26 protein-coding genes and 1 pseudogene are annotated in these 25,316 nt (G+C 59.4%); 22 read left to right on the top strand and 5 right to left on the bottom strand.

Annotated elements, in window-relative coordinates; translation table 11 throughout:
- The first annotated feature begins 66 nt into the window (after positions 1-66).
- The 3 genes from L901_RS26915 to L901_RS06975 all read left to right on the top strand — a co-directional run bounded on the left by L901_RS26915 (position 67) and on the right by L901_RS06975 (position 1,312).
- Entirely contained in the window at positions 67-318 is a 252-nt protein-coding gene (locus L901_RS26915) for a hypothetical protein (protein WP_147401463.1), read from the top strand.
- A gap of 262 nt (positions 319-580) precedes the next feature.
- Entirely contained in the window at positions 581-907 is a 327-nt protein-coding gene (locus L901_RS06980; protein WP_147401464.1) for a hypothetical protein, read from the top strand.
- A gap of 114 nt (positions 908-1,021) precedes the next feature.
- A complete protein-coding gene (locus tag L901_RS06975) occupies positions 1,022-1,312 on the top strand; it encodes a hypothetical protein (RefSeq protein ID WP_020810030.1) in 291 nt (96 codons plus the stop codon).
- A 5-nt stretch (positions 1,313-1,317) separates the two neighbouring features.
- On the opposite strand, the gene L901_RS06970 is transcribed toward L901_RS06975, so the two are convergent.
- The 3 genes from L901_RS06970 to L901_RS06960 form a co-directional block, all read right to left on the bottom strand.
- The gene (locus L901_RS06970; RefSeq protein WP_031233827.1) at positions 1,318-2,829 is read right to left on the bottom strand and encodes a tripartite tricarboxylate transporter permease; all 1,512 of its coding nucleotides are present in this window, start codon (positions 2,827-2,829) and stop codon (positions 1,318-1,320) included.
- Between the two features lie 4 nt (positions 2,830-2,833).
- Positions 2,834-3,307, bottom strand: coding sequence for a tripartite tricarboxylate transporter TctB family protein (locus tag L901_RS06965; RefSeq protein WP_059754822.1), 474 nt, complete (start codon positions 3,305-3,307; stop codon positions 2,834-2,836).
- A 67-nt stretch (positions 3,308-3,374) separates the two neighbouring features.
- The gene (locus tag L901_RS06960) at positions 3,375-4,370 is read right to left on the bottom strand and encodes a tripartite tricarboxylate transporter substrate binding protein (protein WP_020810033.1); all 996 of its coding nucleotides are present in this window, start codon (positions 4,368-4,370) and stop codon (positions 3,375-3,377) included.
- Between the two features lie 330 nt (positions 4,371-4,700).
- Between L901_RS06960 and L901_RS06955 the strand changes: the two genes are divergently transcribed.
- Complete coding sequence (locus tag L901_RS06955; protein ID WP_059754819.1) at positions 4,701-5,471, top strand: DMT family transporter; 771 nt, start codon at positions 4,701-4,703, stop codon at positions 5,469-5,471.
- Positions 5,472-5,608: 137 nt separating this feature from the next.
- On the opposite strand, the gene L901_RS06950 is transcribed toward L901_RS06955, so the two are convergent.
- Positions 5,609-7,201 carry an IclR family transcriptional regulator C-terminal domain-containing protein gene (locus tag L901_RS06950; RefSeq protein WP_183044075.1) on the bottom strand — a complete coding sequence of 531 codons (1,593 nt, stop codon included), beginning with the start codon at positions 7,199-7,201 and terminating at the stop codon, positions 5,609-5,611.
- 119 nt (positions 7,202-7,320) lie between these two features.
- Between L901_RS06950 and L901_RS06945 the strand changes: the two genes are divergently transcribed.
- The 17 genes and pseudogenes from L901_RS06945 (at position 7,321) to L901_RS06865 (ending at position 24,493) form a co-directional block, all read left to right on the top strand.
- Complete coding sequence (locus L901_RS06945) at positions 7,321-8,118, top strand: ribonuclease activity regulator RraA (protein WP_082710523.1); 798 nt, start codon at positions 7,321-7,323, stop codon at positions 8,116-8,118.
- A 3-nt stretch (positions 8,119-8,121) separates the two neighbouring features.
- Positions 8,122-8,571 carry a nuclear transport factor 2 family protein gene (locus L901_RS06940; RefSeq protein ID WP_059754813.1) on the top strand — a complete coding sequence of 150 codons (450 nt, stop codon included), beginning with the start codon at positions 8,122-8,124 and terminating at the stop codon, positions 8,569-8,571.
- A 93-nt stretch (positions 8,572-8,664) separates the two neighbouring features.
- Complete coding sequence (locus L901_RS06935) at positions 8,665-10,035, top strand: MFS transporter (RefSeq protein WP_059754811.1); 1,371 nt, start codon at positions 8,665-8,667, stop codon at positions 10,033-10,035.
- A 1-nt stretch (position 10,036) separates the two neighbouring features.
- Entirely contained in the window at positions 10,037-11,776 is a 1,740-nt protein-coding gene (araD, locus tag L901_RS06930) for an L-arabinonate dehydratase (RefSeq protein ID WP_059754808.1), read from the top strand.
- Positions 11,777-11,788: 12 nt separating this feature from the next.
- Positions 11,789-12,097, top strand: a complete 309-nt coding sequence (locus L901_RS06925) for a YciI family protein (RefSeq protein ID WP_020810040.1) — start codon at positions 11,789-11,791, stop codon at positions 12,095-12,097.
- Between the two features lie 57 nt (positions 12,098-12,154).
- Positions 12,155-13,237: a mannonate dehydratase gene (locus L901_RS06920; RefSeq protein ID WP_059754807.1), complete on the top strand. Its 1,083-nt coding sequence runs from the start codon at positions 12,155-12,157 to the stop codon at positions 13,235-13,237.
- Positions 13,238-13,259: 22 nt separating this feature from the next.
- Positions 13,260-14,782: pseudogene (locus L901_RS06915) on the top strand (aldehyde dehydrogenase (NADP(+))).
- Positions 14,783-15,550: 768 nt separating this feature from the next.
- Positions 15,551-16,732, top strand: coding sequence for an ABC transporter substrate-binding protein (locus L901_RS06910; RefSeq protein ID WP_059754804.1), 1,182 nt, complete (start codon positions 15,551-15,553; stop codon positions 16,730-16,732).
- Between the two features lie 101 nt (positions 16,733-16,833).
- Positions 16,834-17,895 (top strand): ABC transporter ATP-binding protein, encoded by a 1,062-nt coding sequence (locus tag L901_RS06905; protein WP_059754802.1) that lies wholly within the window; start codon positions 16,834-16,836, stop codon positions 17,893-17,895.
- 1 nt (position 17,896) lies between these two features.
- A complete protein-coding gene (locus tag L901_RS06900) occupies positions 17,897-18,796 on the top strand; it encodes an ABC transporter permease (protein WP_020810045.1) in 900 nt (299 codons plus the stop codon).
- The gene (locus L901_RS06895) at positions 18,796-19,638 is read left to right on the top strand and encodes an ABC transporter permease (RefSeq protein WP_020810046.1); all 843 of its coding nucleotides are present in this window, start codon (positions 18,796-18,798) and stop codon (positions 19,636-19,638) included. Before L901_RS06900 ends, L901_RS06895 begins: the two co-directional genes overlap by 1 nt.
- 8 nt (positions 19,639-19,646) lie before the next feature.
- Positions 19,647-20,735: a mandelate racemase/muconate lactonizing enzyme family protein gene (locus L901_RS06890; protein WP_059754800.1), complete on the top strand. Its 1,089-nt coding sequence runs from the start codon at positions 19,647-19,649 to the stop codon at positions 20,733-20,735.
- Between the two features lie 14 nt (positions 20,736-20,749).
- On the top strand, positions 20,750-21,562 hold the full coding sequence (locus tag L901_RS06885) for an NAD(P)-dependent oxidoreductase (RefSeq protein WP_020810048.1): 813 nt from the start codon (positions 20,750-20,752) through the stop codon (positions 21,560-21,562).
- Between the two features lie 16 nt (positions 21,563-21,578).
- On the top strand, positions 21,579-22,430 hold the full coding sequence (locus L901_RS27355) for a hypothetical protein (protein ID WP_162144078.1): 852 nt from the start codon (positions 21,579-21,581) through the stop codon (positions 22,428-22,430).
- Positions 22,431-22,993: 563 nt separating this feature from the next.
- On the top strand, positions 22,994-23,395 hold the full coding sequence (locus L901_RS27350) for a DUF6463 family protein (protein WP_059754799.1): 402 nt from the start codon (positions 22,994-22,996) through the stop codon (positions 23,393-23,395).
- 65 nt (positions 23,396-23,460) lie between these two features.
- Positions 23,461-23,970: a TetR/AcrR family transcriptional regulator gene (locus L901_RS06870; RefSeq protein ID WP_059754796.1), complete on the top strand. Its 510-nt coding sequence runs from the start codon at positions 23,461-23,463 to the stop codon at positions 23,968-23,970.
- A gap of 34 nt (positions 23,971-24,004) precedes the next feature.
- Complete coding sequence (locus L901_RS06865; protein ID WP_059754794.1) at positions 24,005-24,493, top strand: GNAT family N-acetyltransferase; 489 nt, start codon at positions 24,005-24,007, stop codon at positions 24,491-24,493.
- A 125-nt stretch (positions 24,494-24,618) separates the two neighbouring features.
- Here the strand turns inward: L901_RS06865 and L901_RS27900 are convergent, their stop codons facing one another.
- Complete coding sequence (locus tag L901_RS27900; RefSeq protein ID WP_371259708.1) at positions 24,619-24,753, bottom strand: helix-turn-helix domain-containing protein; 135 nt, start codon at positions 24,751-24,753, stop codon at positions 24,619-24,621.
- Between L901_RS27900 and L901_RS27610 the strand changes: the two genes are divergently transcribed.
- Positions 24,701-25,150, top strand: coding sequence for a hypothetical protein (locus L901_RS27610; protein ID WP_245289597.1), 450 nt, complete (start codon positions 24,701-24,703; stop codon positions 25,148-25,150). The two genes, L901_RS27900 and L901_RS27610, sit on opposite strands and share 53 nt — an antisense overlap.
- Positions 25,151-25,316: the final 166 nt, after the last annotated feature.

Raw genomic sequence — 25,316 nt, 5'->3', positions numbered from 1 at the left:
TGCCTGACCGACCATCGCCAACGTTTTCCGAAGGAATGAACGTTCACGACCCCTGATTTCTAGTCTTTGACCAAGGGCGCTCCAACTGGGGCTGAAGCGAAAAAGGCGTTTGACATCGTACTGCCAAAACCTGCACAAATCGCGATGCTCGAACAGGCGTTTCGCCGACCGAGTCGCTCGGACATCGACGTCGCAAGCCATTTGGACTCGCCTAACCTTCCCGACATCACGGTTCATGAAACTAACGATGCGGAAGCCACCGCGAAGCGAGATGAATTCCTGAAGCGCTGGCATTCATACGCCGAAGCCGCGCAGTGAACAATTCCTCCCGAGAACTGGCGTCCCCGGCTAATGGTCATCCAGCCGGGAGATCGAGATAGGAGAGCCTGTCCAGGTGCAGGAATACTGTCCGCAAACTACCGGCCAACCACGAGCATTTTTGGCACCGGCCGGCATGCGCGTCGCCTCTCGATTACACCGGGGCTATGCGCGATTGCCCTCACTGATCAGTGTTGGTATGATGCACCATCTACAGTTGGAACAACCATTAGCGCCACGAATTAGCGGCTGAATAGGCCACATGACGAAGCGCGGACAGAGATATCCAAAGCTGCTTAGCGATGCAGAGCCCATGCACGAAAGGTTACCGTTCTGCACCATCGTAGTCATTGCCACGCTGGCGCGTCTGTTCTGCCTGACGGAGGATCTGCTGACGCTGATCGTCCTAGGCAGCCTTCGAGGCACCGGCATGCTCTCGCGCCGTGCGGGAAGCGCTGCCGGCGGCTATTGCCTGCTGCTGGGTGGCGATCGCAGGATCGACGGCTGTCGGCGCTGGCTGGTCGTGAGTGCCGGCCTCGTCAACAAGCGCCGCCGGCGGCATTCCCCCCTGCCCCCGTTGTGTCGTTGAACGGGCTCGTCTGCTGCATGTCACAGCGCTGATCTTCGAACAGTGCGGAGATCTCGTTACGCATTTCCTCGATCGACGCTTCGCGTGCTGTTGTCGACCATCGTCAGGCGATCCATGGATTTATTCGCCCGCGAAACGCGTTCGTCAAACTGCTCCAAGATAAGGGCATGGCCTCTGCAGTCGCAGGCGATCCTGTCCCTCGTTTCGACCGGGCTCGGCCTAGCGGTCGTGCCAAGCAGCGCGGCCAACGTAAGCTTCGGAAATATCGTCTTCCGGAAGATCAGGCTGCGTCGGCTCGACGACAAGCTTCTACGCGCAGACCTCGTGGCGGCATGGAAGCCCGAGACACGCAATGATGCCCGGGCCTTCCTTCTGGACATCGTGAAGTCCATGCCGCCAGGCTGATCGTGTCAGCCGGCTTCCTCCTGAAAGGCCTCTTCCCGCTTGGCGCGAAGGCTCGGCACGAGAACGAGCATCAGAAGCAGGATGGCGAAGCCGATCAGCGTGGCGCTGATGGGCCGCTGCGCGAAAACCATCGGATCGCCATGCGAGATCATCATGGCCCGTCGCAGGTTTTCCTCCAGCATCGGGCCGAGGATGAACCCGAGAAGCAGCGGCGCCGGCTCACAGTCGAGCTTGCGCATGACGTAGCCGAGCGCCCCGAAGATCGAGAGCAGGACGATGTCGAAGGTCGAATTGCTCAGGCTATAGACGCCGATCGTGCAGAAGGCGAGGATGGCAGGATAAAGGTAGTGATAGGGCACCGCGATCATCTTCACCCACAGGCCGATCAGCGGCAGGTTGAGGATGAGCAGCATCACATTGCCGATCCACATCGAAGCGATGATGCCCCAGAACAGGGCGGGCTGCTCCGTCATGACGGAGGGTCCCGGCTGAATTCCCTGGATGATCATCGCACCGATCATCAGCGCCATGACCGGGTTCGACGGGATGCCGAGCGTCAGCATGGGGATGAACGAGGTCTGCGCACCGGCGTTGTTCGCCGATTCCGGCCCCGCCACGCCTTCGATCGCACCCTTGCCGAACCGCTCGGGGTTTCTCGAGAGCTTCTTTTCGACGGCGTAGGATGCGAAGGAGGCAAGCATCGCGCCACCACCCGGCAGGATGCCGAGAACGGAGCCGAGGCCCGTGCCGCGCAGGACCGGCGCCACCATGGACCGCAGGTCCTTCATCGTGGGCAGCAGGCCGGTCACCTTGCCGCTCAGGATGGAGCGACTGTCCTCCTTGTCGCCAAGGTTCGACAGGATTTCGCCGATGCCGAACACGCCCATGGCGACGACGACGAAATTGATCCCCTCGACCAGTTCCATATAGTCGAACGTGTAGCGCATCTGGCCTGTGTTCACGTCCGTGCCGACCATGCCAAGCAGCAGGCCGAGCACGATCATGCCGACCGCATGCAGCATCGAGCCGGACGCCAGCACGAGGGACGCGACGAGGCCGAGCAGCATGAGCGCGAAATAATCGGCCGGCCCGAATTCGAGCGCGAGATCGGCGAGCGGCGGCGCAAACAGCGCGATCAGGAAGGTGGCGATCGTGCCGGCGACGAAGGAGCCGATCGCGGCGGAGGCGAGCGCCTTGCCGGCCTGCCCCTGACGCGCCATCTGGTAGCCGTCGATCGCCGTCACGACCGAGGCGGATTCGCCCGGAAGATTGACGAGAATTGCCGTGGTCGAGCCGCCGTACTGGGCGCCGTAATAGATACCGGCCAGCATGATCAGCGAGGATTCCGGCGGCAAGCCGAAGGTGACCGGCAACAGCATTGCGATCGTTGCCGTCGGCCCCAGACCGGGCAGAACGCCGATCGCGGTTCCGAGAAACACGCCGATGAAACAGTAGAGCAGATTGTAGAGCGTGCCGGCAGTCTCGAAGCCGAGCAGGAGATTTGCGAATGTTTCCATGATATCAGCCAAAAACTGTGCCGAAGAGCGGCATCGGAACGCCGAGGCCTTCCACGAAGAGCCCGATGCACGCCGCGCTGAAGCAGACGAGAAGCGCGAGCGATTTCAAGGACAGGGAGAACCGGCTGCTCCCCATCGCGCTCATGAGGATCATGAGCGGCAGGGCCACGATCAGGCCGACGAATGGCAGGACAAGCGCGAAGAGCGCGCTGCTGCCGATGACGAGGGCGAACCCTTTCCAGTAGATGGTGCGAAGCGGCCCGGGCTCGCCATCGCCGCCACGGATGAAGGCACGACCGAGGGTAAGAAGACCGATGCCGATCAGGATGTATCCGAGGACGATCGGGAAGAACCCGGCATCCATCTCGGTCAGCGACCCGAAACCGTAATCCTGCCCCATGATCACGGCGACGGCGCCGAATGCCACATAGAGGATACCGGTCAGGAGCTCTTTTTGATTGAAGACACTGCTGTTCATGTGCACTCCGCAGGACGGGCGCCACAGGTGTCCATCGGAAACCCGCAGCGCCCGAAAAAGTCGGTTATCAGTTGACGGTGGCGCCGGACGACTTGGCCGCGGCTTCCCAGTTCTTGATCTCGGATGCGATGAACGCCGTATATTCCTCCGGCGTGTTGCCGCCGACGATATAGCCCTTGGCTTCGAGCGCCTGCTTCAGCGTCGGCTCGTTGAGGACGGCCACCATCTCCTTGTGAAGCCGCTCGACGATTTCAGGCGGCAGGCCCGCAGGCGCGGAAAGCCCCGTCCAGGACATCGCCGAAAAGCCGGGATAGCCTGACTCGGCGATTGTCGGCGTGTCGAGATAGAGCTTGTTTCGCTCCGGGCTGGCGACCGCCAGAATACGCAGCTTGCCCGCCTGGATATGCGGCAGCACGACATCCTGATTGACGAACAGCATCGGCACCTGACCACCCAGCACGTCGGTGATTGCCGGGCCGCCGCCCTTGTAAGGGATGTGCTTGATGTCGAGGCCGGCGGCAACCTTCAGCATCTCCATCGCGAGATGGCCGGACGCGCCGTTGCCCGAGCTTGCGAAATTGTACTTGCCCGGGTTCGCCTTGATCAGATCGATGAATTCCTTGAAGGTCTTCGCCGGAAAATCGGGGTTGACGACAAGAACGTTCGGGCCTGCGGCGAACATCGTGATATGCGTGAAATCCTTGACGCTATCGAACGGCATTTTCTTGTAGAGGCTCGGATTGATGGCATTCGAGCCCACGCCGGTCAGCCCGATCGTATTGCCGTCCGGCTTTGCCCGTGACAGGAGCGACAGGCCGATATTGCCGTTGGCGCCGGGGCGGTTTTCCACCACGACGGTCTGGCCGAGCCGCTTCGACAGGGCCTCCGCCATGATCCGCGAGTTCGCGTCGCTCGTGCCGCCCGGCGGGAACGGTGCGATGAAGGTGATAGTGCCGGATGGCCATTCCTGCGCGTTCGCGTCTGCCGGGCTGAACGGCAAGCCTGCGGCAAGCGCCCCTGCCAGTCCCGCGAGAACCGCGCGTCGTTTGAAAAGATGTTTCATGGAACCTCCCTGTGTTGTTCGGTAGCCGGATACACTTGCATCGGCCCCGCCTCCATGGACGCCGGCCGCTCCTGAAGTTGCCGACGATCCTCCCCTTGATCACGCGATAATCTTGATGGATGCCGCGTCCGCGAACAATGGCACACAGCAAGCCTGCACCATTACCGTCTCACAATATGGACTTTTGGGAGAAATTACTGCTCGTGGCGGCACGCGGAAGCATGTAACGTGGCGATATCGAAGACGTGACTTCAAATTATGAGATGGGAAGAGGGCGCGCCCTTTATCGGCAAGCACACCCGCCCTCCATCGACAACTTTACGGAATTCCATGCTGCACGACGACAGGACCACGTATCTCACCGGCATCGGACTGAAGATCGGGGCAACGTTTTTCACCGCTGCGACGATCGCGGCGGCCAAGCTCCTGGGCGACGACATCCCCCTTGGCCAGATCGTTTTCGCCCGCGCCTTCCCGACGCTGCCGATCGTTTGCTTCTTCCTTGTCTCGAAAGGCACCATGCTCCAGTCGCTTCGCACGCGCGAGCCGTTCAGCCATCTGTTCCGGGGCCTGATCGGCGGCCTGGGAATGCTTGCCTGGTTTTCCGCCGTCCAGCGGCTGCCTTTGTCCGATGCCCAGGCGATCGCCTTCGCGAGCCCGCTGATCGGCGTCATCCTCGCCGTGGTGATGCTGAAGGAAAAGGTGCAGGTCTACCGGTGGAGCGCCGTCGTGATCGGATTTCTCGGCATCACCATGATCCTGTCAGAACATCTTTTCGTCGGCCAGATTTCCGATCGTGATCCGCTGGGCGCGCTTTTAGCCCTCGTGTACGCCGGGCTGCTGGCGCTGGCATCGATCCAGATTCGCAGGATGACCAGTTCGGAAAAAACGGAGACCATCGTTCTCTACTTTGCGCTCGCGACAAGCCTGTTCGGCCTGATGACGCTGCCGTTCGGCTGGGTGGTTCCCGACCTTCGCCAGGCGCTGCTGCTGCTCTTCACCGGCATTGCCGGCGCTGCGGCGCAATTGATGCTGACCCATGCTCTGAAGTTTTCGGAAGCGTCGGCGCTCGCGCCGTTCGACTACGTGTCCATGCTCTGAGTCATCGCCTTCGGCATCCTTATCTTCGACGAGATACCCACGGGCGCCGTCCCCGGCGGCTCGGCGATCATCGCCGCCTCGGGGATTTTCGTCATGCTGCGGGAACGGGCGCTTCGACGGCGCGGACGGCTGTAAGGCTACAGCCTGTAGACAAGCAACTGTCCCGAAAGCGGCGCGTTGTCGAGAACTTCCCTTGCGAGGCCGACACGCGCCGACGTGATAAACAGGCTCCGATTGTCCTCGCCACCGAATGCAAGGCCGGTCGGGCGCGGCACGGGCAAGGCCGCGACATGCTCGATTTCCCCTTCGCCCGAGATGCGCGCGACGCTCCAGCCGTCATAGAGCGCGACCCACAGCCGCCCGCCCGGATCGATCGCGATGGCACGCGGCTCACCCGAGACACGCGCGATACGACTGAAAACCCGGGGCGCCTTCGCGCCGGACTGGAGACTGTAGATGGTTCCCTTCTGGGCATCCGCGGCAAACAGCGACGAACCATCGGGCGCCCAGGCAAGGGCGACGACCTGGCCGTTGAGCGACCATGAGTTGCCGTCAGGTCCCTCTATCCGGCTTCCCTCGCCCTCCCTGATCGAGCGCCAGATCGCGCCGGAGGGATGGACCGCCGTCGCAAGCAGGTCGATTTCGGCGCGCTCGGCCGATGTCGATATCTTGCCGCCTGACAGGATGGTCTTGCCGCCCGGCAGCCAGACGTGCAATGCGCCGTTGACGAAACTCACCGCGCGGACCGGCCCATCCTGGGGCAGCGAATGCGACTTGAATGCCGTCGGGCCTGCCTCGAACACGGCAGGCCCGAGCCGATCGATCCACAGGACCGACTGCCGCGCGTGGTCCCACACAGGATCGCTGCCGTAGAATGCCAGCTTGCCGGCTTTCGGGTGCGCCATCGGATGCCCGGAGGTCACGGCGACATGCTCGCCGCCGCCTCGCATCTGCGCGCTGATGTTGCGCGCGACAAGCGCGATCTCAGGGCCGAGTTGCTCCACCCTTTCGCTGGTCAGCCGCCATACGGGCCCGGCGACGCTAATCGCGGCCACCGGCTTGCCCGCGTGATCGAGGATCGCGGCGCCGACGCAGCGGTTGCCGGCGATAATTTCTTCGTCTTCGATCGCGTAGCCTCGATGCCTCACGATCGCCAGGTGAAGCTTCAAATGCGCCGGTTGAATGATCGTGTTTGCGGTGAAACGCTCAAGTTCCTGGTCCCCCACGAGACGTTCCATTTCGGCCTCTGGCAGAAACGCCAGGATCGCCTTGCCCTGGCTTGTGCAGTGAAGCGGCTTGCGGATCCCAAGTCGCGCCGCAGACCGGACAGGGTGCGTGCCTTCGAATTTGCCAAGCGCCATCATCGCACCGTCATGAGGAACGGCTAGATAGGCCGTCTCTCCGGTCATGTCGCGCAATCGGCGCAATTCGCCACTCGCGATCGCCGCAAGATCCGGTCCCGACCAGACGTTTTGGGCAAGCTCTAGGAAACGGTATCCCAGCGTGTAGCCCTGCGCCACCGGATCAAGCCTGAGATACCCATTCGCTGTAATGGCAGAAAGGATGCGGTAGAGCGTGGGACGTGCCCATCCCGTTTCACGAGCAAGCTGGGGTATACTGACGTGTCCAGGCGCAGCGCCGACAATGTCTATCAGTTGAAAAGCTTTGTCGATGAGCGCTGCACCTTTAACGGTCTCCTTCTCCGGCTTCTCAGTCCACTCAACATTCATGCCAATTTCCCTGTCCATAATATGAGATAAACGCCGGCCTGAAATTCTGTTTTGCTTCAATTCCGTCCGTATCATGGATATATCATAGCTCATCAACCTGAACTTGGGTAGGCCATGCAATGGATATGAAAATGGGCGGAAAATATCAGATCCAACACGAAATCGATGTTCCTACATCAGTCATCAGCAGGCTCAAGGAATGCTCCAGCGGCTCCTTGACGACGGAGCTTTTCAAAAAGGGATTGCGTCAATGCTTCCTCGTAGGCCTCAAGCCTATGAACACTGAGGCCGCACGTTTTGCTGGCGAGGCTTTCACATTGAGGATGATCCCAGCGCGTGAGGATCTCGATACGATTGATACGCTGAAGCCGCATCCAAACAAGGACAACCTTCAATGGGAAGCCGTCGAGAACATCGGCGAGGGACAAGTGTTGGTCATCGATAGCAGGAATGATCCGCGAGCCGCATCGGCTGGCGCGATGTTGCCAACGCGCATGAAGATGCGTGGAGCCGCTGCGATCGTCACCGACGGTTCTTTCCGCGACGGACAGGAACTGGCTCAGCTGGACTTCCCGGCCTATGGCCAAATGGTGGTGGCTTCGACCCGCCTCTCCTATCATCGCGTTGCTGATCTTCAGGTTCCGATCGCCTGCGCGGACGTTGCGGTCTACCCGGGCGATATCATCGTCGGCGACGGCGACGGTATCACAGTCATCCCACGCCATCTCGCGGCCGAAATGGCAGACCTTTGCGAAAAGCGGGACGAGCTCGAAAAATATCTTTCCTACCGGGTCGGCTCGGGTGAGGCGCTCTATGGCGTCTATCCGCCGACAGACGAAACACGCGCCGATTTCGCGGCGTGGAAGGCCGCAGGCTCCAAGCCAGAAGACGCGCCGACAATTCGCGCGGGAAAGTGAAAAATGAGCAAGCTGACACCCAAGCAGATGGAGAAGACCATCCGCGACTATTTCGCGGCCTGTAACGCCGCCGACTATGATGGCCTCGTCAATAGCTTCACGCCTGACGGCGTCCACTACTTCCCGCCTGGATTGCCAGACATCCCGTGGCGTGGCGCGTACACGATCGCGCGCAAATGGATCTGGTGTGTCGAGAGCCTCGGCTCTCAGTGGACGATCGAAAAGATCCTTTGCTCATCGACCGAGCCGGAAGCCGTCATCGAATGGACCCACTGGAAGAACAAGGCCGGTACGGCGCTTCGCGGTGACGAATGGTACATCTTCGACGAGGAGACGAGCCGGATCAAGGAAATCCGCGCATATTACGCCTCGCCCGCCGATTCCTCAGTGGCAATCGCGCAACTGCATGATTTCGACTATGCGGGACGAGGTTATCACCTCAAGTCGCCATAAGGCCTCCCAAAGGCAATGCGGCCCCGCGTCGGCGTGCCCGGCACGGGCGCGGGGCCGACATGATTTGAGGAATTCGAACCAGGGAGAAGCGCCATGGGAGAGGCGACAGCCCCGCGTGCGGGCTTTTACAGATACATCGCTCTTGCTCTGATCACCATCGTGCTGGCATTCAGCACCGGCGACCGCGCAACGCTTTCCGTCGCGGGACCGGGGCTCACGAGTGAGCTCGGCATCAGCAAGATCGAACTCGGCTGGATATTTTCGGCCTTCGCCTGGGCTTACGTTCTCGGGCATCTGCCGGCCGGATGGCTCGTCGATAAGCTCGGCGCGAAACGCACGGTCTTCTACGGGCTGATCCTGTGGTCGGCCGCCACTTTCCTCACCGGCTTCGTGACCCACGTCGCGTTCCCGTTCATCGCGCTGCTGTGCCTGCGCGTCCTGCTGGGGATATTCGAGTCGCCCGTCGGTCCGGCCTCCGGTCGCATCATCGCCGCATGGTTTCCGTCAAGCGAGCGCGGCATTGCCGGCGCCGTCTTCAACAGCGCGCAATATCTCTCGCTGGCGATCTTCACGCCGCTGATGGGATGGCTGAACCATCTGTTCGGGTGGGAACACGTCTTCACCGTGATGGGCGGGTTGGGCTTCATCCTGGCAATCGCATGGTGGCGCTTCTACCACGTCCCCAAAAAGCATCCCAAGGTAACGACGAACGAAATCGCCTATATAAGGGCGGGTGGCGGGCTCGTCGATCTCGGCGACGAACCGCGCGACAAAACGGAAGCCGCCAAGGGTCCGACGAGCGGTCAGATATTCGCGCTGTTTCGCAGCCGCATGCTGGTCGGCATCTTCATCGCGCAATATTGCATCACGGCCATTACCTGGTTCTTCGTCTCCTGGTTTCCGACCTACCTCGTGGAGGGCCTGGGTCTCGACATCCTCAGCGCCGGTTTCGTCGCGTCCATCCCGGCGATAGCAGGCTGCATCGGCGGCGTCTCCACGGGTTTCTTCTCCGACTGGCTGCTCAAGCGGACGGGTTCGCTCAGCATCGCCCGCAAGACGCCGATCACCATCGGGCTCCTGCTGACCGGCGCCATGATCCTGTGCAACTATGTCACCTCCGAATTCATGGTCGTCTTCCTGATGTCGCTCGCCTTTTTCGGCAAGGGCTTCGGCTCTCTCGGCTGGACGGTGATCGCCGATACCGCGCCGCGTGAAATCATCGGCGTGACCGGCGGCGTCTTCAACGCGATCGGCAACACTGCCGGCATCGTGACGCCGCTCGTCATCGGTTATCTGGTGGCGGGATCGGGCTCGTTCGCCAACGCGCTGCTGTTCGTGGGTCTCCACGGCATCGTGGCCGTCTTCAGCTACTGGGTCATCGTCGGCCCGATCAAGCGGGCGGAACTGGAAACCGGACCGTCTTCGGATGACGCGATCGCGTCCTACGGCGCGAGCAAGTCCTGAAATGACGAAGCGCATAAAGACACCCGACACGCTCAGAAGCGCCCGCTGGTTCGCGAGCGACGATTTCCGCAGCTTCAATCATCGCTCGCGCATGATGCAGCTCGGTCTTGATCTCGACGACCTGAACGGCAAACCGATGATCGCCATCATCAACACATGGTCGGACATCAACCCGTGTCATGCGCATTTCCGCGAGCGGGTCGAGGACGTCAAGCGCGGCGTCGCCAAGGCGGGCGGCGTTCCGTTCGAGCTGCCGGCCATTTCCCTGTTCGAGAACCTGTTGAAGCCGTCGGCGCTTCTGTTCCGCAATCTTCTCGCCATGGAAGTGGAAGAGATGGTGCGGGCCTATCCGATCGACGGTGTCATCCTGATGGGTGGCTGCGACAAGTCGACGCCGGGCCTTCTCCTCGGCGCGACCAGCATCGGCCTGCCTGCGATCTTCGTTCCGGCCGGTCCCATGCTGCGCGGCCACTGGCGCGGCAAGACGCTCGGTTCGGGCTCCGATGCCTTCAAATATTGGGACGAGCGGCGGCTGGGCACGATCAGCGACAAGGACATCGGCGACATCACCGCGGGCATCGCGCGGTCCTACGGCACCTGCATGACCATGGGCACGGCGAGCACGATGACGGCGATCGCCGAAGCGATCGGAATGACGCTGCCCGGCGCCTCGGCGATCCCCGCGGTCGATTCCGCCCATATCCGCATGTGCTTCCATGCGGGCCAACGTGTCGTCGCTATGGTTTGGGAAGATCTCACGCCCGCGAAGATCCAGTCGCGCGAAGCTTTTCTCAACGGCATTACCGTGGCGATGTCGATGGGCTGTTCCACCAACGCCATCGTTCACGTGCTGGCGCAGGCGCGCCGCGCGGGACAGGATATCTCGCTCGACGACTTCGACAGGCTGAGCCGCGAGGTGCCGGTCATCGCAAACGTGCGCCCGAGCGGCGACACGTACCTCATGGAGGATTTCTATTACGCGGGTGGTCTGCCGGCGCTCATGAACCGGATGCGCGATCAGCTTCATCTCGGCGAGATGACCGTCAACGGCAGGACAATCGGCGAGAACATCGCGGACGCCACCGTTCATGACGACGACGTCATCCGCCCGCTCGATAATCCGATCTATGCCGAAGGCGCGCTCGCCGTGCTGCGCGGCAACCTGGCACCCGATGGCTGCGTCATCAAGCCGAGCTCCTGCGATCCCCGGTTCCTGACGCATACCGGCCCGGCGCTCGTCTTCGACGACTACGCGACATTGAAGGCGCAGATCGACAGCGACGATCTCGACGTCACCGCCGAGCATGTCATCGTGCTGCGCAACGCTGGCCCGCTTGGCGGGCCGGGCATGCCGGAATGGGGCATGGTTCCGATCCCGAAGAAGCTCCTGAAGCAGGGTGTCCGCGATATGGTCAGGATTTCCGACGCACGCATGTCCGGCACCAGCTACGGCGCGTGCATCCTGCATGTATCGCCGGAAAGCTTCATCGGCGGACCGCTCGCGCTCGTGCGCACCGGCGACATGATCCGGATCGACGTCCCCGCACGCAGTCTCGACCTGCTCGCCTCCGACCAGGAAATCGCTACCCGCAGAGAGCAATGGGTGGCACCGCAACCGCGTTACGAACGCGGCTATGGTTGGATGTTCTCGCGTCACATACAGCAGGCGCATGAAGGCTGCGATTTCGATTTCCTGCAGACGTCCCACGGCCGGCCCGTGGACGAGCCTGCCATCTACTGAGGAGAACACCCGATGCATTTCGCCATCATCGCCCGCGACAGCAAGACCCCCGGAACCCTCGAAAAACGCCTCGCGTCGCGGCCCGAGCATATGGAAGGCCTCAAGACTATGAAGGCGGACGGGCGCGTGGTCGATGGCGGCGCCATGCTGGACGGAGACGGCAACATGGTCGGGTCCGTCATGCTGCTCGACTTTCCCGACCGCGCCGCGCTCGACGCCTATGTCGCCACCGAACCCTACAAGCGCGATGGCGTCTGGGGCGAGGTCGATATCATCGAGATGCGCCTGGTCGATTGGAAAAAGCTGATGGGACAGAGCTGACATCCATCTGCCGCAGAATCCGATTTGAAGACATCACCGAACACTGGAGTAATCCCCATGGAACTGGGCGAACAGATCATCAACCCGACCGAACAGAGGCTTCGCCTGTCGACGCAATACGGCGTCAAGCACCTCGTCATCGACAGCCGCCCGAACGAGCAGCTGAAGAACGATGACGGCGCCTGGGATGCCGCCAAGGTCAAGGCGCAGCGGCAATGGGTCGAAGGCTTCGACATGTCGCTCGACGTTCTCGCGCTCGACGTCGATTCCATCCTGCTGGACAGCATCCACAATCCGGAAAAGGCGAAGAAGACCGGCGAGCGCCTGCGCAAGGACATCCGGGCCGCGGCCGATGGCGGCGTTCCCATCCTCAAGTACAATCTCCAGATGGTCGGCATCACCCGCACCGGCTTCGTCGAGGGTCGCGGCGGCGTTCGCGGCAGTGCCTTTCAGGCGAAGCAGTACGACGCCGATGCCGACGCGAAATTCTCGTACTGGGGCGTCGGCCATCCCGGCGCTGACCAGCACGGCTCCGACATCGCCGCCAACGCGCTCGGTACCAGGGAAGCAGTTGGACAGGTTCGCGGCGACCAGTCGGGCGGCGTGAGCGAACGCCAGGGCTGGGATGCGCTCGAATTCTTCGTCGAGCAGGTCATTCCGACGGCTGGAGAGGCAGGCATCCGTCTCGCCGCGCATCCGCACGATCCGGCCTACCCGCCGGGCGGCCTCAACGGCGTCGAACATGTCGTCGGCTCGATCGAAGGTATCCGCCGCTTTCTCGACATCGCGCCGGAAAGCAAGGCACATGGCCTCAATTTCTGCCAGGGAACGGTCGCGGAAATGTCCGAGGATCCATCCGACTACGTCGTCAAGGCGATCCGCGAGTTCGGTGGCCGCGACCGCATCTACATGGTCCACTTCCGCAACATCAAGGGTGGCTACCTGGACTTCTCGGAATGCTTCCCGGACGACGGCAGCGTCGACATGGCGGCATCGATTCGCGCCTACAGGCACGTCGGCTACACCGGCATCCTGTGCCCCGACCATGTTCCCGTTTCCGATCTCGACCCCGCGCGCGAACGCTTCTTCGGCTTCGCGCTCGGCTATACGCGCGGCCTGCTACACGCCATCCCCGCCTGAAATCGATCAAAGGATAGAACCAATGACCCTGACCGGCACATTGCTGATAGGCGGCGCGGAGACGCGCGGCACGAACGGCGAAATCTTCGCCATCGAGGCCACGAGCGGCGACAAGCTCCCGGTTTCCTTCGGAGGCGCGACGGAGACGGACCTCGAACAGGCGGCGTCCCTGGCCTGGGCCGCGTTCCAGACCTATCGTGAAACGCCGCTGGAAGAGCGGGCGATGTTTCTCGAAACGATCGGCGCCAACATCCTCGATCTCGGCGACGCGCTGGTCGAGCGGGCCATGGCGGAAACGGGCCTGCCGAAGGGTCGGATCGAGGGCGAGCGCATGCGCACCGTCAACCAGTTGAGGATGTTCGCCGCCGAAGTCCGGTCCGGACGCTTCCTCGAACGCCGCGCGGACGCAGCCGATCCGGCGCGCACGCCGCCGAAGCCGGACCTCAAGCTGCGCAACATCCCGGTCGGGCCGGTCGCCGTTTTCGGCGCCTCCAACTTCCCGCTCGCCTTCTCGGTCGCCGGCGGCGATACGGCGTCGGCGCTTGCCGCCGGATGCCCGGTCATCGTCAAGGCGCATTCCGCGCATCCCGGCACATCCGAACTGGTCGGCCGCGCGGTCGCCAGGGCGGTCGCCGACTGCGGCATGCCGGCGGGCACCTTCGCGCTGCTTCATGATTCCGGCCGCACGATCGGTCAGGGGCTTGTCGCCGACAGGCGATTCGCGCCGTCGGGTTCACGGGATCTCGCGGTGGCGGCACGGCGCTGATGAAGATCGCCGCGGCCCGGCCGCAGCCGATCCCGGTTTATGCCGAAATGAGCAGTATCAACCCCGTTATCCTGCTGCCGGAAGCTCTGAAGGCGCGCGGCGCGTCGATCGGCACCGCGTTCGTCGGATCGCTGACGCTTGGCGCCGGCCAGTTCTGCACCAATCCCGGCCTGATCGTCGCTCTGGAAGGCGAAGGGCTGGATGCGTTTCGTGATGCCGCGAAGGTGGCCGTCGAGCGGGCCGCAGCTCAGACGATGTTGACGCCTGGGATATGTAATGCGTTCGTACGGGGAACTCAGTCATTAAATTCCAACGCAAAGGTGAGGACACTGGCGATCGGAATGAGAGGCTCCGAAAATCAAGGACAGGCGGTATTATTCGAAACGACTGCCGCGGACTTTCTGTCTGACCACACCATGCAGGAGGAGATGTTCGGGGCCGCTTCTCTCGTCGTGAAATGCAAGACCCAGACTGAACTTTTTGAAGTTTTGAGCGCTGTAGAAGGGCAGCTGACTGCCGCTATTCACTTAGACGACGGTGACAAGGCCCTCGCGGTCAATCTGATCCCCGAACTCGAACTCCTCGCTGGGCGCGTGCTGGTCAATGGTTTCGGGACTGGCGTCGAGGTATCGGCAGCAATGGTGCATGGCGGGCCGTACCCGTCGACCTCTGACGGCCGCTCCACTTCGGTTGGCACGATGGCAATCTACCGCTTCCTTAGGCCCGTTTGCTATCAAGACATCCCTGCGGATCTCTTGCCGGTGCTTGTCAGCAACTGACATTTTCGAACGTAAGGCGCCCGCGAGGGGTCGGGGCGCCTTACGCATAAAATTGTGTGGCGCGCCGACCGCAGTTACACCGTACTTCGCCTAGGTCTGATGGCGCGCATACAGCTTGCACCCGATCACAACTTTGAAAGTGTTGCACCGAAAAGAGCAGGCTTTCAGGAATGCTCGTCAACTGGCTAATCAGGTCCCGGTATCTCTTGTTCGGATCGATATCCTTTAACAGATCGGGGTGAATCGCTTTTACCTAAAGCTCGAGAGCTACGATGTTGTAGTGTGGTCATAGAACTGGTGACAGACACGACGGACGTTTCCACCCTGAACCGCCTTGATAGATTTGTCCCCTCGCGTTCTGACAACTGCCGCATCGACGCCTTAACTTGTTCGTTTGTGGTCCCTTGGCCGAACGGTACCGCCTTAATTCCTTTGTTTGTCCTTTGAGAACTGGGGACAACGTAGACATCAGGTATTCGGTCGAGAAGCAAAGTTTCAAGAGCTACGTCGCCGTAGCGCTGAAAGGAGGTGAAAACCGACCGGTCCAGCCGTAGGCACCTTTGGCGACGGGCAAATTGCCTGTCTATTATGTGGATGGCGGCCGTCAAAACTTGCTTCAAATGCCGCCAATCGTCGAACATCCAACTCATATTATCACATTGTGATACTTGAGCGGGCGAACGATGGTTGACGTGCTGGCATATGCCGCCTGCGAAATGTATGAAGTGCTCTTGGATGACGTGGAGGTCATCTTCGGAGGAGAATCACATGAAAAACACCATTGGGTTTGAAAGCCGCTCTCGAGTTTTAACGGCATTTCTGGCGCTCGCCTCGACGTGCGCATTCTTGGTACCAGTCAGCGTTTCCGCACAGCCGCAACAGATCAACATTATCGATGTTGCCGGCAACCTCGCACTTACTCAGAAGATATTTGAAAATTACAAGGCTGCTCATCCGGACGCTATCTCTCGGTTCACATTTACCAAGGCACCAGCGCCGGAACTCGCTGGGAAGCTGCAGGCGATGCAGAATGCCGGGCGTCTGGATGTCGACATCGTACTAACCGGCACCGATGGGCTCGCAGCTGGTATGGAGACCGGCGTTTGGGAAGACTTGACGGCCTCTGTCAGCGCATTTGGGAATCCGGACAACATCCTGTCACCTGGCGCCATTGGGCTGCAGAAGCTCGCAAAGATGAATGGCATTGTCATCGCGTACTCTCAGCAAGGTCCTTTCATAGAATATGCTCCAGACAGAGTAAAAGCTGCGCCGACGACCGCACAGGAACTGCTGGCTTGGTGCAAGGCTAATCCGAACAAGCTGGTTTACGCACGGCCGGCCAATTCCGGCGCGGGTAGAACGTTTTTGATGGGTCTGCCCTACATACTTGGAGATAAGGATCCCAAGGATCCGATCGCGGGCTGGGATAAGACATGGTCCTACCTCAAGGATTTGAACTCCTGCATCGAGTACTATCCATCCGGGACCACGGCCGCTTTTAAGGAATTCGCAAACGGAACCCGTGATCTGATCGTCACAACGATGGGATGGGATATCAATCCGCGCGCACTGGGGATCGTTCCAGCCGAAGCTGAGGTCAAAATGCTCGAAAACACGACGTTCGTCGGCGACGGTCAGTTTTTTGCAGTTCCCAAGGGGCTTTCAGACGAGAAGAAAAAGGTCGTTCTCGACATCCTGAAGTTCGCCCTTCAGAAGGATCAGCAAGCCATCATCTACGACAGCGGGTACCTTTATCCTGGGCCATCGGTCAAGGACGTCACACTTGACATGGCGCCTGCGGAAAGCCGCGAGGTGATCGAGAAGTTCGGCCGTCCGATGTACGACGAGTTGATCGTCAAAACTCCCACTGAGGTGTTGCTCGAACCGACCGCGATGGTGAAGGCATTCCGCAAATGGGATGAGGAAATTGGCGCCGGCAAGGGCCAGTGAGCGATGCCGGGTCGTCAGGCGACCCGGCAATCTATCCACCTTTCGGTAGCTCGTTGCCGCGAGCAAGGGTGATCCAAACTGCGAAAACGTTGAGGTGTACCGTGTTTCAGAAATTGGAACTGCGATCAATTACAAGAAGCTTTGGCGGATACAACGCTTTACACAGCATGAACTTATCAATTCGAGCCGGCGAGTTTGTCTCGTTACTAGGACCGTCGGGCTGCGGAAAGTCGACAGCATTAAATTGTTTGTCCGGTCTGCTCTCCCTCTCATCCGGCGAGATATGGTTGGATGATCGACGCGTCGATATCGCGCCACCCGAGAAGCGCGGCTTTGGCATGGTGTTTCAGAACTACGCTCTTTTTCCCCACATGACTGTGGCCAAAAATATTGCATTCGGCCTGGCAATGCGGAACGTTTCCGGATCGGAACAAAAGAAGCGCGTCGATGCGGCTCTCTCACTCATCAAGCTGACCGCTCACGCGGACAAGCTTCCCGGGCAGCTATCAGGCGGTCAACAGCAACGTGTTGCCATCGCACGAGCAATCGTTATCGAGCCTCCACTCGTTTTGATGGACGAGCCGCTATCAAACCTCGATGCAGCGCTTCGTATCGAAATGCGGGAGGAAATCCTCCGCATACACAAGACGCTCGGCCTCACGACCATCTACGTAACGCATGACCAGGACGAAGCACTCGCGATGTCCGACAGGATCGTGGTCATGAAAGAGGGTGTCATGCAACAGCAGGGCTTGCCAAGCGACCTCTATAATCGCCCGACCAATCTCGACGTTGCGCTCTTTATGGGTTACCGAAACCTGCTTCCGGTAACGCCAGCAACATCGCATTCTGGTTTTGCGGTTGGGTTCGACGAAAATGTCCTCCTGGCAACGGCGGTCGGACCAATTCAGGGAGTTGGTAGCATGATCGCAGCCTTTAAGCCTGACGATGTATCGCTGGGCGAGACCGGGCTTCTTGCGACAGTCAGCGAGGTAACCTACGGAGGGCGCGAGAGCACAGTCAAGCTCACACTCGCGAATAGCGTCACAGTGCATGCCCGTGTTCGTGACCGGGTCAATGAGGGTGAAGTCGTGCGTTTCAGCGTACCCGCCGACCATCTCCTAGTGTATCCGGAGCCTGCAAAACCGGCGATGAGGTCTTAAGATGACGGCCTCGATCGCAGCTCGAACAGATAACGATACATCAACTGTTGCTGGCAAGGATCTTCGCCTTCTGATGATCATACCCGGTCTTCTGGTCGTACTCGCTTTATTTCTTTACCCGTTCATCTACGGATTTTTGCTATCTTTCGAACCAAAAATCACAACCGCATCATTCATGGTCAACTATCAACGGTTTTTTTCGGAGCCGCGCCTCTATGAAACGGTCGGTAAAACGCTGGGACTCGCGCTACCAGTTACGATCTTCAACGTCGGTATTGCCGTTCCTTTTGCATTCATGCTGCGCAAGCCGTCGGCCGGGCAACGCGCACTTTCCACGCTGCTGGTCATACCGATGACTCTCGGAACAGTCATGGTTGCCGAAGGCCTCATGCTCTATCTGGCACCGAACGGCTGGTTCAATCGCACTCTCCTCGAGCTCGGTGTGATTGGGTCGCCGGTGCGGTTGCTCAATAACTACTGGGGAGTAGCGCTCTCGCTTGTAATTACTGGCTTCCCGTTCGCCTTCATGATGATGCTGTCCTATACAACAGGGATCGATCCGACGCTCGCAAGAGCCGCAGCCACACTCGGTGCGTCACCGGCCCGGCAGTTCCGCCACATCTATCTTCCACTTTTGGTTCCCGGGCTGGCGATCACGTTTTGCCTCACATTCGTCCAGGCGTTCGCAGTCTTTCCATCGGCGGTGCTTCTGGGCGCTCCGGCTGGCATCACCCGCGTGATTTCAATAGCAGCCTACGAAGCGGCTTACGAAGACTACGATACATCGATGGCATCTACGATTGCGATTTTGATGGGAGCCACGCAACTCGTTGTCGTCGTTACAATCCTTTGGCTTCGAAAACTTTCATATCGCGGCCCGGTCGTTGGAGGAAAAGGCTGATGAACGCTATTCAAGAGCGCTTGGCGCCTACGATCTGGCGCTGGATCGTCTGGGCAGCGATGGCATTTTTTGTCACCAATGTCACGCTGATGATTTCGATGGTGCTTCTAAGCTCTTTCGGGACGAGCTGGTTCTCGGGCTGGCTACCACAAGGTGTGACCACGAAATGGTACTCGTCGGCTTGGGATGAATTCCAGCTCAGATACGTGCTGCTTGTGACGGTGCAAATCACCCTATCGGTGGTCGCCGTCTCCCTCGCCGTCGGCGTCCCCGCCGCCTATGTCCTGGCCCGCATGGAGTTTCGAGGAAAGCAAATCGTGATGCTGTGCTTTCTAGTGCCGCTCATGGTTCCGCCTATGACATACGGCATTCCGATGGCTACCGTCCTCTATCAAGTCGGTCTCGGCGGAACAATGTGGGGCGTCATTCTCGCCAATCTTGTACCGAGTGTCCCGTTCGTTGTCTTGGTCATGACCCCGTTTATCGAACAGATTGATCCTAAACTGGAATCGGCCGCTCGCGTCTTTGGCGCGTCCGCGATGACTACCTTCTTAAGAGTGCTCGTACCTCTTCTCATGCCCGGGATACTTGCTGCGGGTATCCTCGTTCTTATCAGAACCATCTCTATGTTCGAGTTGACTTTCCTGACGGCTGGACCGGACAGTCAGACGCTCATAGTCGCGCTTTATTATTCGATCTTCGCCGCCGGCGTTCGCGCCCAACAGTCAATTGATGCAATGGCAGTCATCTACATGGTCACAACGATGACCGGCCTTCTCATCGCTTTGCGTTTTGTCGATCCTTCACAATTGGTGGGTCGCGTGAAAAGTCAGAAAGTCTGAGAACCAGAATGGCACGAATAGTTGATCTGAAAACGATCTTCACCGAGATCCCGTTTGACGACGGTGGACGAGGCGAAGGGATCACCCCTAGTCGCTGGCACAGCTTCCATAACGTCCTCGTTCGTCTCGAAGACGAAGACGGACTTGTCGGTTGGGGCGAGGCTTTCGCCTATTTCTGCGCGCCTGCGGTCGTCGCCGCCGTCGAGAAGATGGTAGCTCCGCTTGTTGTCGGAAAAGACATTGACGACATTCCAGCATGGAACCAGGCGACCCAGAGAGCGCTTCACATATTCGGCCGGTACGGCATCACGATCTTTGCTCTCTCTGGTGTAGACATCGCCCTTTGGGATCTCAAAGCAAAGCGCGCGGGCAAGCGGTTGGCCGAGCTAGTGTCACAGAGGGCCCGCACTGATGTCGAGGCCTATTCGAGTCTCGTTGCCTACCGTGACCCGGTCCTCGTCGGCCGGTACGCAGGCCAATCGGTAGAAGAGGGTTTCAAGCATGTGAAACTGCACGAAATAGCTGCTGACGCAATCGCCGCCGCCCGCCCGGCTATGGGTGACGGAATTGGCCTGATGGTCGATGTCAACTGCAACTGGACCATCGAATCCACACTCAAGATCCTCCCGCAGCTTATCGCGGACAACACAATGTGGCTTGAAGAGCCAATTTTCCCGCCAGAAGATTATAAGGTAATGGCGCAGATCGAAAAGCAAGGGATTGCAATCGGAGCAGGGGAAAACGCCTGCACCGCTTTTCCGTTCAACGAGTTGACGAGTTCCATCACATACCCACAGCCGAGCCTGACCAAAGTTGGTGGAGTATCCGTATTCCTGGAAATTGCGGCAATCGCTGCCCGAGCCGGTAAGGCGCTCATGCCGCATTCGCCGTATTTCGGGCCCGGCTATTTCGCAACGCTCAACCTGTTCGCCGCATTGGATGAACGAAGCCTCTTCGAGTTCCTGTACGTGAAGCCCCACGCCTTGCTCGGGGTTGAGACGCCCCTCCCAATCAATGGGCGGATCGCACTACCAGCAGGGAAAGGGATCGGGTTTGAACCCGACGAGGATGTACTGCGGGCATTTGCGGCAAAGTAACAAGAGGCCTCTACATGGAAATCCTTATCACCGGTGCCTCCGGCAGCGTAGGCACAGCTCTTCGCCCGCAACTTCGAGACCTTGGATATCGCCTACGGTTACTCGATCTCAACCAACCAGACGACACCGCTCGGGGAGACCTGGTATTCACGGGCAGCATTGCGGATCCAACGCTGCTCCGGGAGGCGTCTGAGGGCGTGGCAGGCATTCTCCATCTGGCGGGATGTACTACCGATGCGCCGATGCCAGACCAAATTCAGGGGAACGTGATAGGAGCTTCAAACGTCTACGAGGCGGCAAGGCAAAACGGAGTTCCGCGCGTTGTTTTCGCCAGTTCTCACCACGTAGTCGGTTTTTATCCGCGCCGGCGTCGGATTGATGAAAATATTCTTTTGCGGCCCGATAGCCGTTACGGCGTCACCAAAGCTTTTGGCGAGCAGTTGGGCGCGTTCTATGCCGACAAGTATGGGATGCGCAATCTCTCAATTCGTATCGGCTTTGCTGATCATGAACCGATTGACCGTCGCCGGCTGTCGACGTGGGTTAGCTGGCGCGATCTCGCCCAACTCGTCGATATTGGGTTTAAGCATCCAAAACTTCGCTTTGCCGTTGTTTATGGGGTGTCAAACAATGATCGGTCTTTTTTCGACAACAGCACCGCATTTGCACTGGGGTACAGCCCAAAGGACAAAGCGGAAAACTTTGCGGAGAAGGTGCTGTCCTCTGTGTCCCCGGAAGATGAAAGTAAAGTCGGGACCCATGTCATCGGCGGACCTTTCGCGGAAGGCGAGTTCGAAGGTTCCTTCGAGCGAATTTACGAATACTAGCCAAGGGACCACCTTATTGCGAATTAGTTCAGAATTCCTGACTGCCGAATTCCGCCCCGAGCTTGGCGGACGGGTCTCGAAGCTAAGGCACTCATCTGGTGTCGATATCCTTGTCCCCCTTGGGATCGATGCCTTTGAGGCACTCTACTGGCCAAAAGCGGGCGCCTATCCCCTCGTCCCCTACCATAATCGAATTTCCAACTCACAATTGCAGACGCAAGAGGGCACGATCTCTCTCCAACCCCATCCGCAGACAATTCCACATACTTTGCACGGACCAGCCCAGTTGCGACCATGGTCGGTAAAAGAACATTCCGCCAATTCACTGACAATGCAGATTGGCTGGAAGCCTGACGAAGCCTGGCCGTGGGATTTTGAAGCCAAGCAAATTTTCACAGTTTCCGGAAATTCGCTTGAACTTCGATTCTTGCTTCAAAATATCGGCCGATCCGCTATGCCAGCTGGCCTAGGATGGCACCCGTACTTCAACTCCGCGTCGCCGGTCGCGCACGATGCCGAATATCTCTGGCCTCATCGAGCAGACTATCTGCCAGAGGGGCGACGCCTGAAGATAAGCAACCCAACGGAGGTCAGCAAACTCAAGACAGCATATCTTGACACATGGTCGACAGTAAGGTTCCCGCTTGGGAACAAGCTATCGGTCACGCTTACAGCGTCATCGATATTTGAGCATTTGGTTATCCATCAAGCGGATGACTATTCATGCATTGAACCTGTTACGCATGTCGCAGACGGCTTCAACTTAAAGGCCTCTGGCGCTGCGAACACCGGTGTATTCCACCTAGCACCCGGCAAGACACTCGATGGCTCAATCTTTATTGTGGTGGACAATGGAAATCTACCTTAAGCTACGGCGATGACAATGCTCTCTGCCCGCAAGAAATCCCCTCTGCCCAAGGCGTCATCCCCCTCCTCCTTGAAGCCGCACAAACCACAGTGTTGATGCCGAGCAAATTATCTGATGCGAACCAAGGCCCCAATGTGGTCTTGCAATGGCTTGAATCGTCGTTGTGGCCGCCTTTGATCGCTGTTCCCAAGTCCGGACATTTGCTTCAGGACGATCGCCCGGAAGTCTTGGTGGCGGAGATCTCGAAAAACCTCGGCTGAAGCTGCCTGGCAAGAAACCATGTCTACGCGTTGTGATCGCACGCTCAACGGTCGCATCAAATAACAAGGAGCCGGGTCTGGCGGACGGACCGGCGTTCAGCAACAGTATAGACAGCGCGATGAGGATAGAGGGCTCCCTAGTCCTCCCAGCAACGCTCAACGCAAACGCCAGATTCCCCTCGGTAAGCGATGCCTATTCCGGTCGTCGCGAGGATCGACGAATAACAACGCAACTTCGTTACGCCGCCCCTTCCCTTTGACCATACACAGTGTATGGTGGTTTGCAATTAGGTCGGGGCCGCCATGTACAGATTCTCGTGTTTCGCATTGATCGGCCTGGGCGTCCTGCATCTGATCGCGCTCGGCGTTGACGCGGCCAGTTACGCGCCCGGCTGGCTAGAGGGCATTCTTTGGACGTTCGAGCATTGGGCAGGGGTTGAGGATCAGCGACGGGATCTGGTTTTAGCCGGATTTGCATTCTGGTCGACGGTGGGAAGCATGGGGGTCGCGCTCGTCGGGCTGGGCTACGTCCTGCTCTGGATCGACGATCAGGGCCTAACGGCGCCGAGGCTCCTCATTGAAGGCCTCGTCGCATGGGCGCTCATTGCCACCCTGCTGATGCCCCCGAGTGGATTTCCGCTGGTTTTGCTAGCCTCGCTCGGACTGCTCACCAAGCAGCGTGGCAATCCGGGGACGAAAGCATGACAAAGCAACCGGCGAAAGCGTCTAAGGAGGATCCGCGGAACCGACTCGGCCCGGAGGAATGGGTCATGGTCGCCTATCAGGCCTTCACCGATGGTGGCGTGGAAGCCGTAAAGGTTGATGCCCTGGCCCGAGCGCTGGATGTGACGCGAGGAAGCTTTTACTGGCACTTCAAAGATCGCGACGCACTGCTCGCCAAGGTCGTCGACCGTTGGCTGCTGGTGGAAACCCTGCGCATCATTGACATGGCCGATGAGGCGGGCGGCACCGCGGCCGACCGGCTCTGGCTCGTCATCGAGAGCGTGCGAAGCGATGACGGCCGTTTCGAGCTTGCGGTCCGCAACTGGGCGCGCCGCAATGCCTATGCCGCGGCGATTGTCCGAAAGGCCGACGAGAAACGGATTGGCTATCTTGAGGGGCTGCTGCTCGAACATGGCGTGACGCCGGCGGTCGCCGCGCGGCGCGCGCGCAATCTCTACCTCGCCTGGCTGGGCCACTACGTCGCCCTGACGGACGCCGGCCTTGCCGAGATGGTCGACGACCTTCGCGAACTCTATCGCCTAATCCTCACCAGATGAGGATTCAGATGCAAGTACCTTGTTGGAGAATAAGATGCTGACGTTTCGGCCCGCTCGCGCCGCCGACCTGCCCGAGCTGGAAGCTTTACAGGCCCGTGCCTCATTGGCCACCGGCGAGAACGTCGACGACCTCATGGCCAATCCCGATGCAATGACGATACCGCCAGAAAATCTGGCTCGATCGGTGGTCGCGGAGATCAGCGGTGCAATTGCCGGGTTTTGCACGATCCTGTCGACATCGCTGTACGAAGCCGAGGTGGATGCTGTGTTCGTTGATCCGAAGGCATGGCGCACGGGATTGGGACGAGCACTGCTGCTCCGCGCCGAACAAGAGATTCTGACGAAGGAGACCCACTCGCTCGAAGTTGTATCCGGACGGTACGCGGTACCCTTTTATGAATCGCTCGGCTTCCAGGAATCCGGCGTTGAAATGACCCGGTTCGGCCCGGCCGTGCGGCTAGTCAAGACTTTGAGCTCGGCCCGTGACGGGATTGCCGACTCACGCGCGGAGCAAACCGAATGAGGGATCGTGTTCGACATCGCCTCGAAACGTCGCAGCACATTACCAAACGGGATTCTCACTTCAGTAAATGATCGGCTTTGCCTTCGGTAGGCGCCGAGAACAATCGGCTGAAGGAAGGGACGTCCTCATCTGGTAGCGTGACATACGTCGGCGATCGTAAGACCAGTTGATTTAAGCAGATGTCTCGCGCGAGAAATTCTTCGCTCGGTGAGCCATTCCTTCGCCGTCAGCCAGATCTCTTCGGAAAATCGCCTGACCATAGTGCGTGGCGATAGAGCCAATCGTTTGACAAGATTGGCCACGCTGACGCATGACATCCCGCTGGGACAGGTCCCCCAGTTCGTCGCGCAGAGAAGTTGTTCGGGTGGCAGTTTGGAGTCCAAGTCGTCATCAATGCGGTATGAGCCTAAGCGGTTCGAGCTTCAAAACTTCGATGTACTGCTCAATGGTCTCGAATCCGCTCGCGCATTCATCGTTACTTCTTCGATCCGCCCAAACCGGAAGAGCCGAGGAGCTCGCGAAGATGCCGCAGCCTCGATCGGCGAAGGCTCCAGGTCGCTGTCGGCAAATTCGTCGCGCTCGACGAATGGCGCGGTGCCGTCGAAGCAACGCTTGAATCACCGGAAGCAGGCAAGCAATTTCCGCTTGACACTTTGATTAACGCGGCCAGGAAAAGCTTGTAAAGTCTAGGTTTTCGGATGAGAGGCCGGCGACTGCTGGCCTCTTAGACCGATAGAGCCTCGACCGTGAACGACAGATCAACGGAGCTCTTTCGCCGCCTGATCGGCATGGACGTTTTTTGGCGGATCGGATCGCCCATCCG

This window comes from Agrobacterium sp. D14 (assembly GCF_001526505.1).
GTDB lineage: Bacteria > Pseudomonadota > Alphaproteobacteria > Rhizobiales > Rhizobiaceae > Agrobacterium > Agrobacterium leguminum.
This window is presented reverse-complemented; position numbering and strand designations above follow the sequence as displayed.

Excerpts from the sequence above, each read along its gene's own strand:
- L901_RS06980 (WP_147401464.1), top strand. The coding sequence starts at position 581 with ATGACGAAGCGCGGACAGAGATATCCAAAGCTGCTTAGCGATGCAGAG.
- L901_RS06975 (WP_020810030.1), top strand. The coding sequence starts at position 1,022 with ATGGATTTATTCGCCCGCGAAACGCGTTCGTCAAACTGCTCCAAGATA.
- L901_RS06970 (WP_031233827.1), bottom strand. The coding sequence starts at position 2,829 with ATGGAAACATTCGCAAATCTCCTGCTCGGCTTCGAGACTGCCGGCACG.
- L901_RS06965 (WP_059754822.1), bottom strand. The coding sequence starts at position 3,307 with ATGAACAGCAGTGTCTTCAATCAAAAAGAGCTCCTGACCGGTATCCTC.
- L901_RS06960 (WP_020810033.1), bottom strand. The coding sequence starts at position 4,370 with ATGAAACATCTTTTCAAACGACGCGCGGTTCTCGCGGGACTGGCAGGG.
- L901_RS06955 (WP_059754819.1), top strand. The coding sequence starts at position 4,701 with ATGCTGCACGACGACAGGACCACGTATCTCACCGGCATCGGACTGAAG.
- L901_RS06950 (WP_183044075.1), bottom strand. The coding sequence starts at position 7,201 with ATGAATGTTGAGTGGACTGAGAAGCCGGAGAAGGAGACCGTTAAAGGT.
- L901_RS06945 (WP_082710523.1), top strand. The coding sequence starts at position 7,321 with ATGGATATGAAAATGGGCGGAAAATATCAGATCCAACACGAAATCGAT.
- L901_RS06940 (WP_059754813.1), top strand. The coding sequence starts at position 8,122 with ATGAGCAAGCTGACACCCAAGCAGATGGAGAAGACCATCCGCGACTAT.
- L901_RS06935 (WP_059754811.1), top strand. The coding sequence starts at position 8,665 with ATGGGAGAGGCGACAGCCCCGCGTGCGGGCTTTTACAGATACATCGCT.
- araD (WP_059754808.1), top strand. The coding sequence starts at position 10,037 with ATGACGAAGCGCATAAAGACACCCGACACGCTCAGAAGCGCCCGCTGG.
- L901_RS06925 (WP_020810040.1), top strand. The coding sequence starts at position 11,789 with ATGCATTTCGCCATCATCGCCCGCGACAGCAAGACCCCCGGAACCCTC.
- L901_RS06920 (WP_059754807.1), top strand. The coding sequence starts at position 12,155 with ATGGAACTGGGCGAACAGATCATCAACCCGACCGAACAGAGGCTTCGC.
- L901_RS06910 (WP_059754804.1), top strand. The coding sequence starts at position 15,551 with ATGAAAAACACCATTGGGTTTGAAAGCCGCTCTCGAGTTTTAACGGCA.
- L901_RS06900 (WP_020810045.1), top strand. The coding sequence starts at position 17,897 with ATGACGGCCTCGATCGCAGCTCGAACAGATAACGATACATCAACTGTT.
- L901_RS06895 (WP_020810046.1), top strand. The coding sequence starts at position 18,796 with ATGAACGCTATTCAAGAGCGCTTGGCGCCTACGATCTGGCGCTGGATC.
- L901_RS06890 (WP_059754800.1), top strand. The coding sequence starts at position 19,647 with ATGGCACGAATAGTTGATCTGAAAACGATCTTCACCGAGATCCCGTTT.
- L901_RS06885 (WP_020810048.1), top strand. The coding sequence starts at position 20,750 with ATGGAAATCCTTATCACCGGTGCCTCCGGCAGCGTAGGCACAGCTCTT.
- L901_RS27350 (WP_059754799.1), top strand. The coding sequence starts at position 22,994 with ATGTACAGATTCTCGTGTTTCGCATTGATCGGCCTGGGCGTCCTGCAT.
- L901_RS06870 (WP_059754796.1), top strand. The coding sequence starts at position 23,461 with ATGGTCGCCTATCAGGCCTTCACCGATGGTGGCGTGGAAGCCGTAAAG.
- L901_RS06865 (WP_059754794.1), top strand. The coding sequence starts at position 24,005 with ATGCTGACGTTTCGGCCCGCTCGCGCCGCCGACCTGCCCGAGCTGGAA.
- L901_RS27900 (WP_371259708.1), bottom strand. The coding sequence starts at position 24,753 with ATGGTCAGGCGATTTTCCGAAGAGATCTGGCTGACGGCGAAGGAATGG.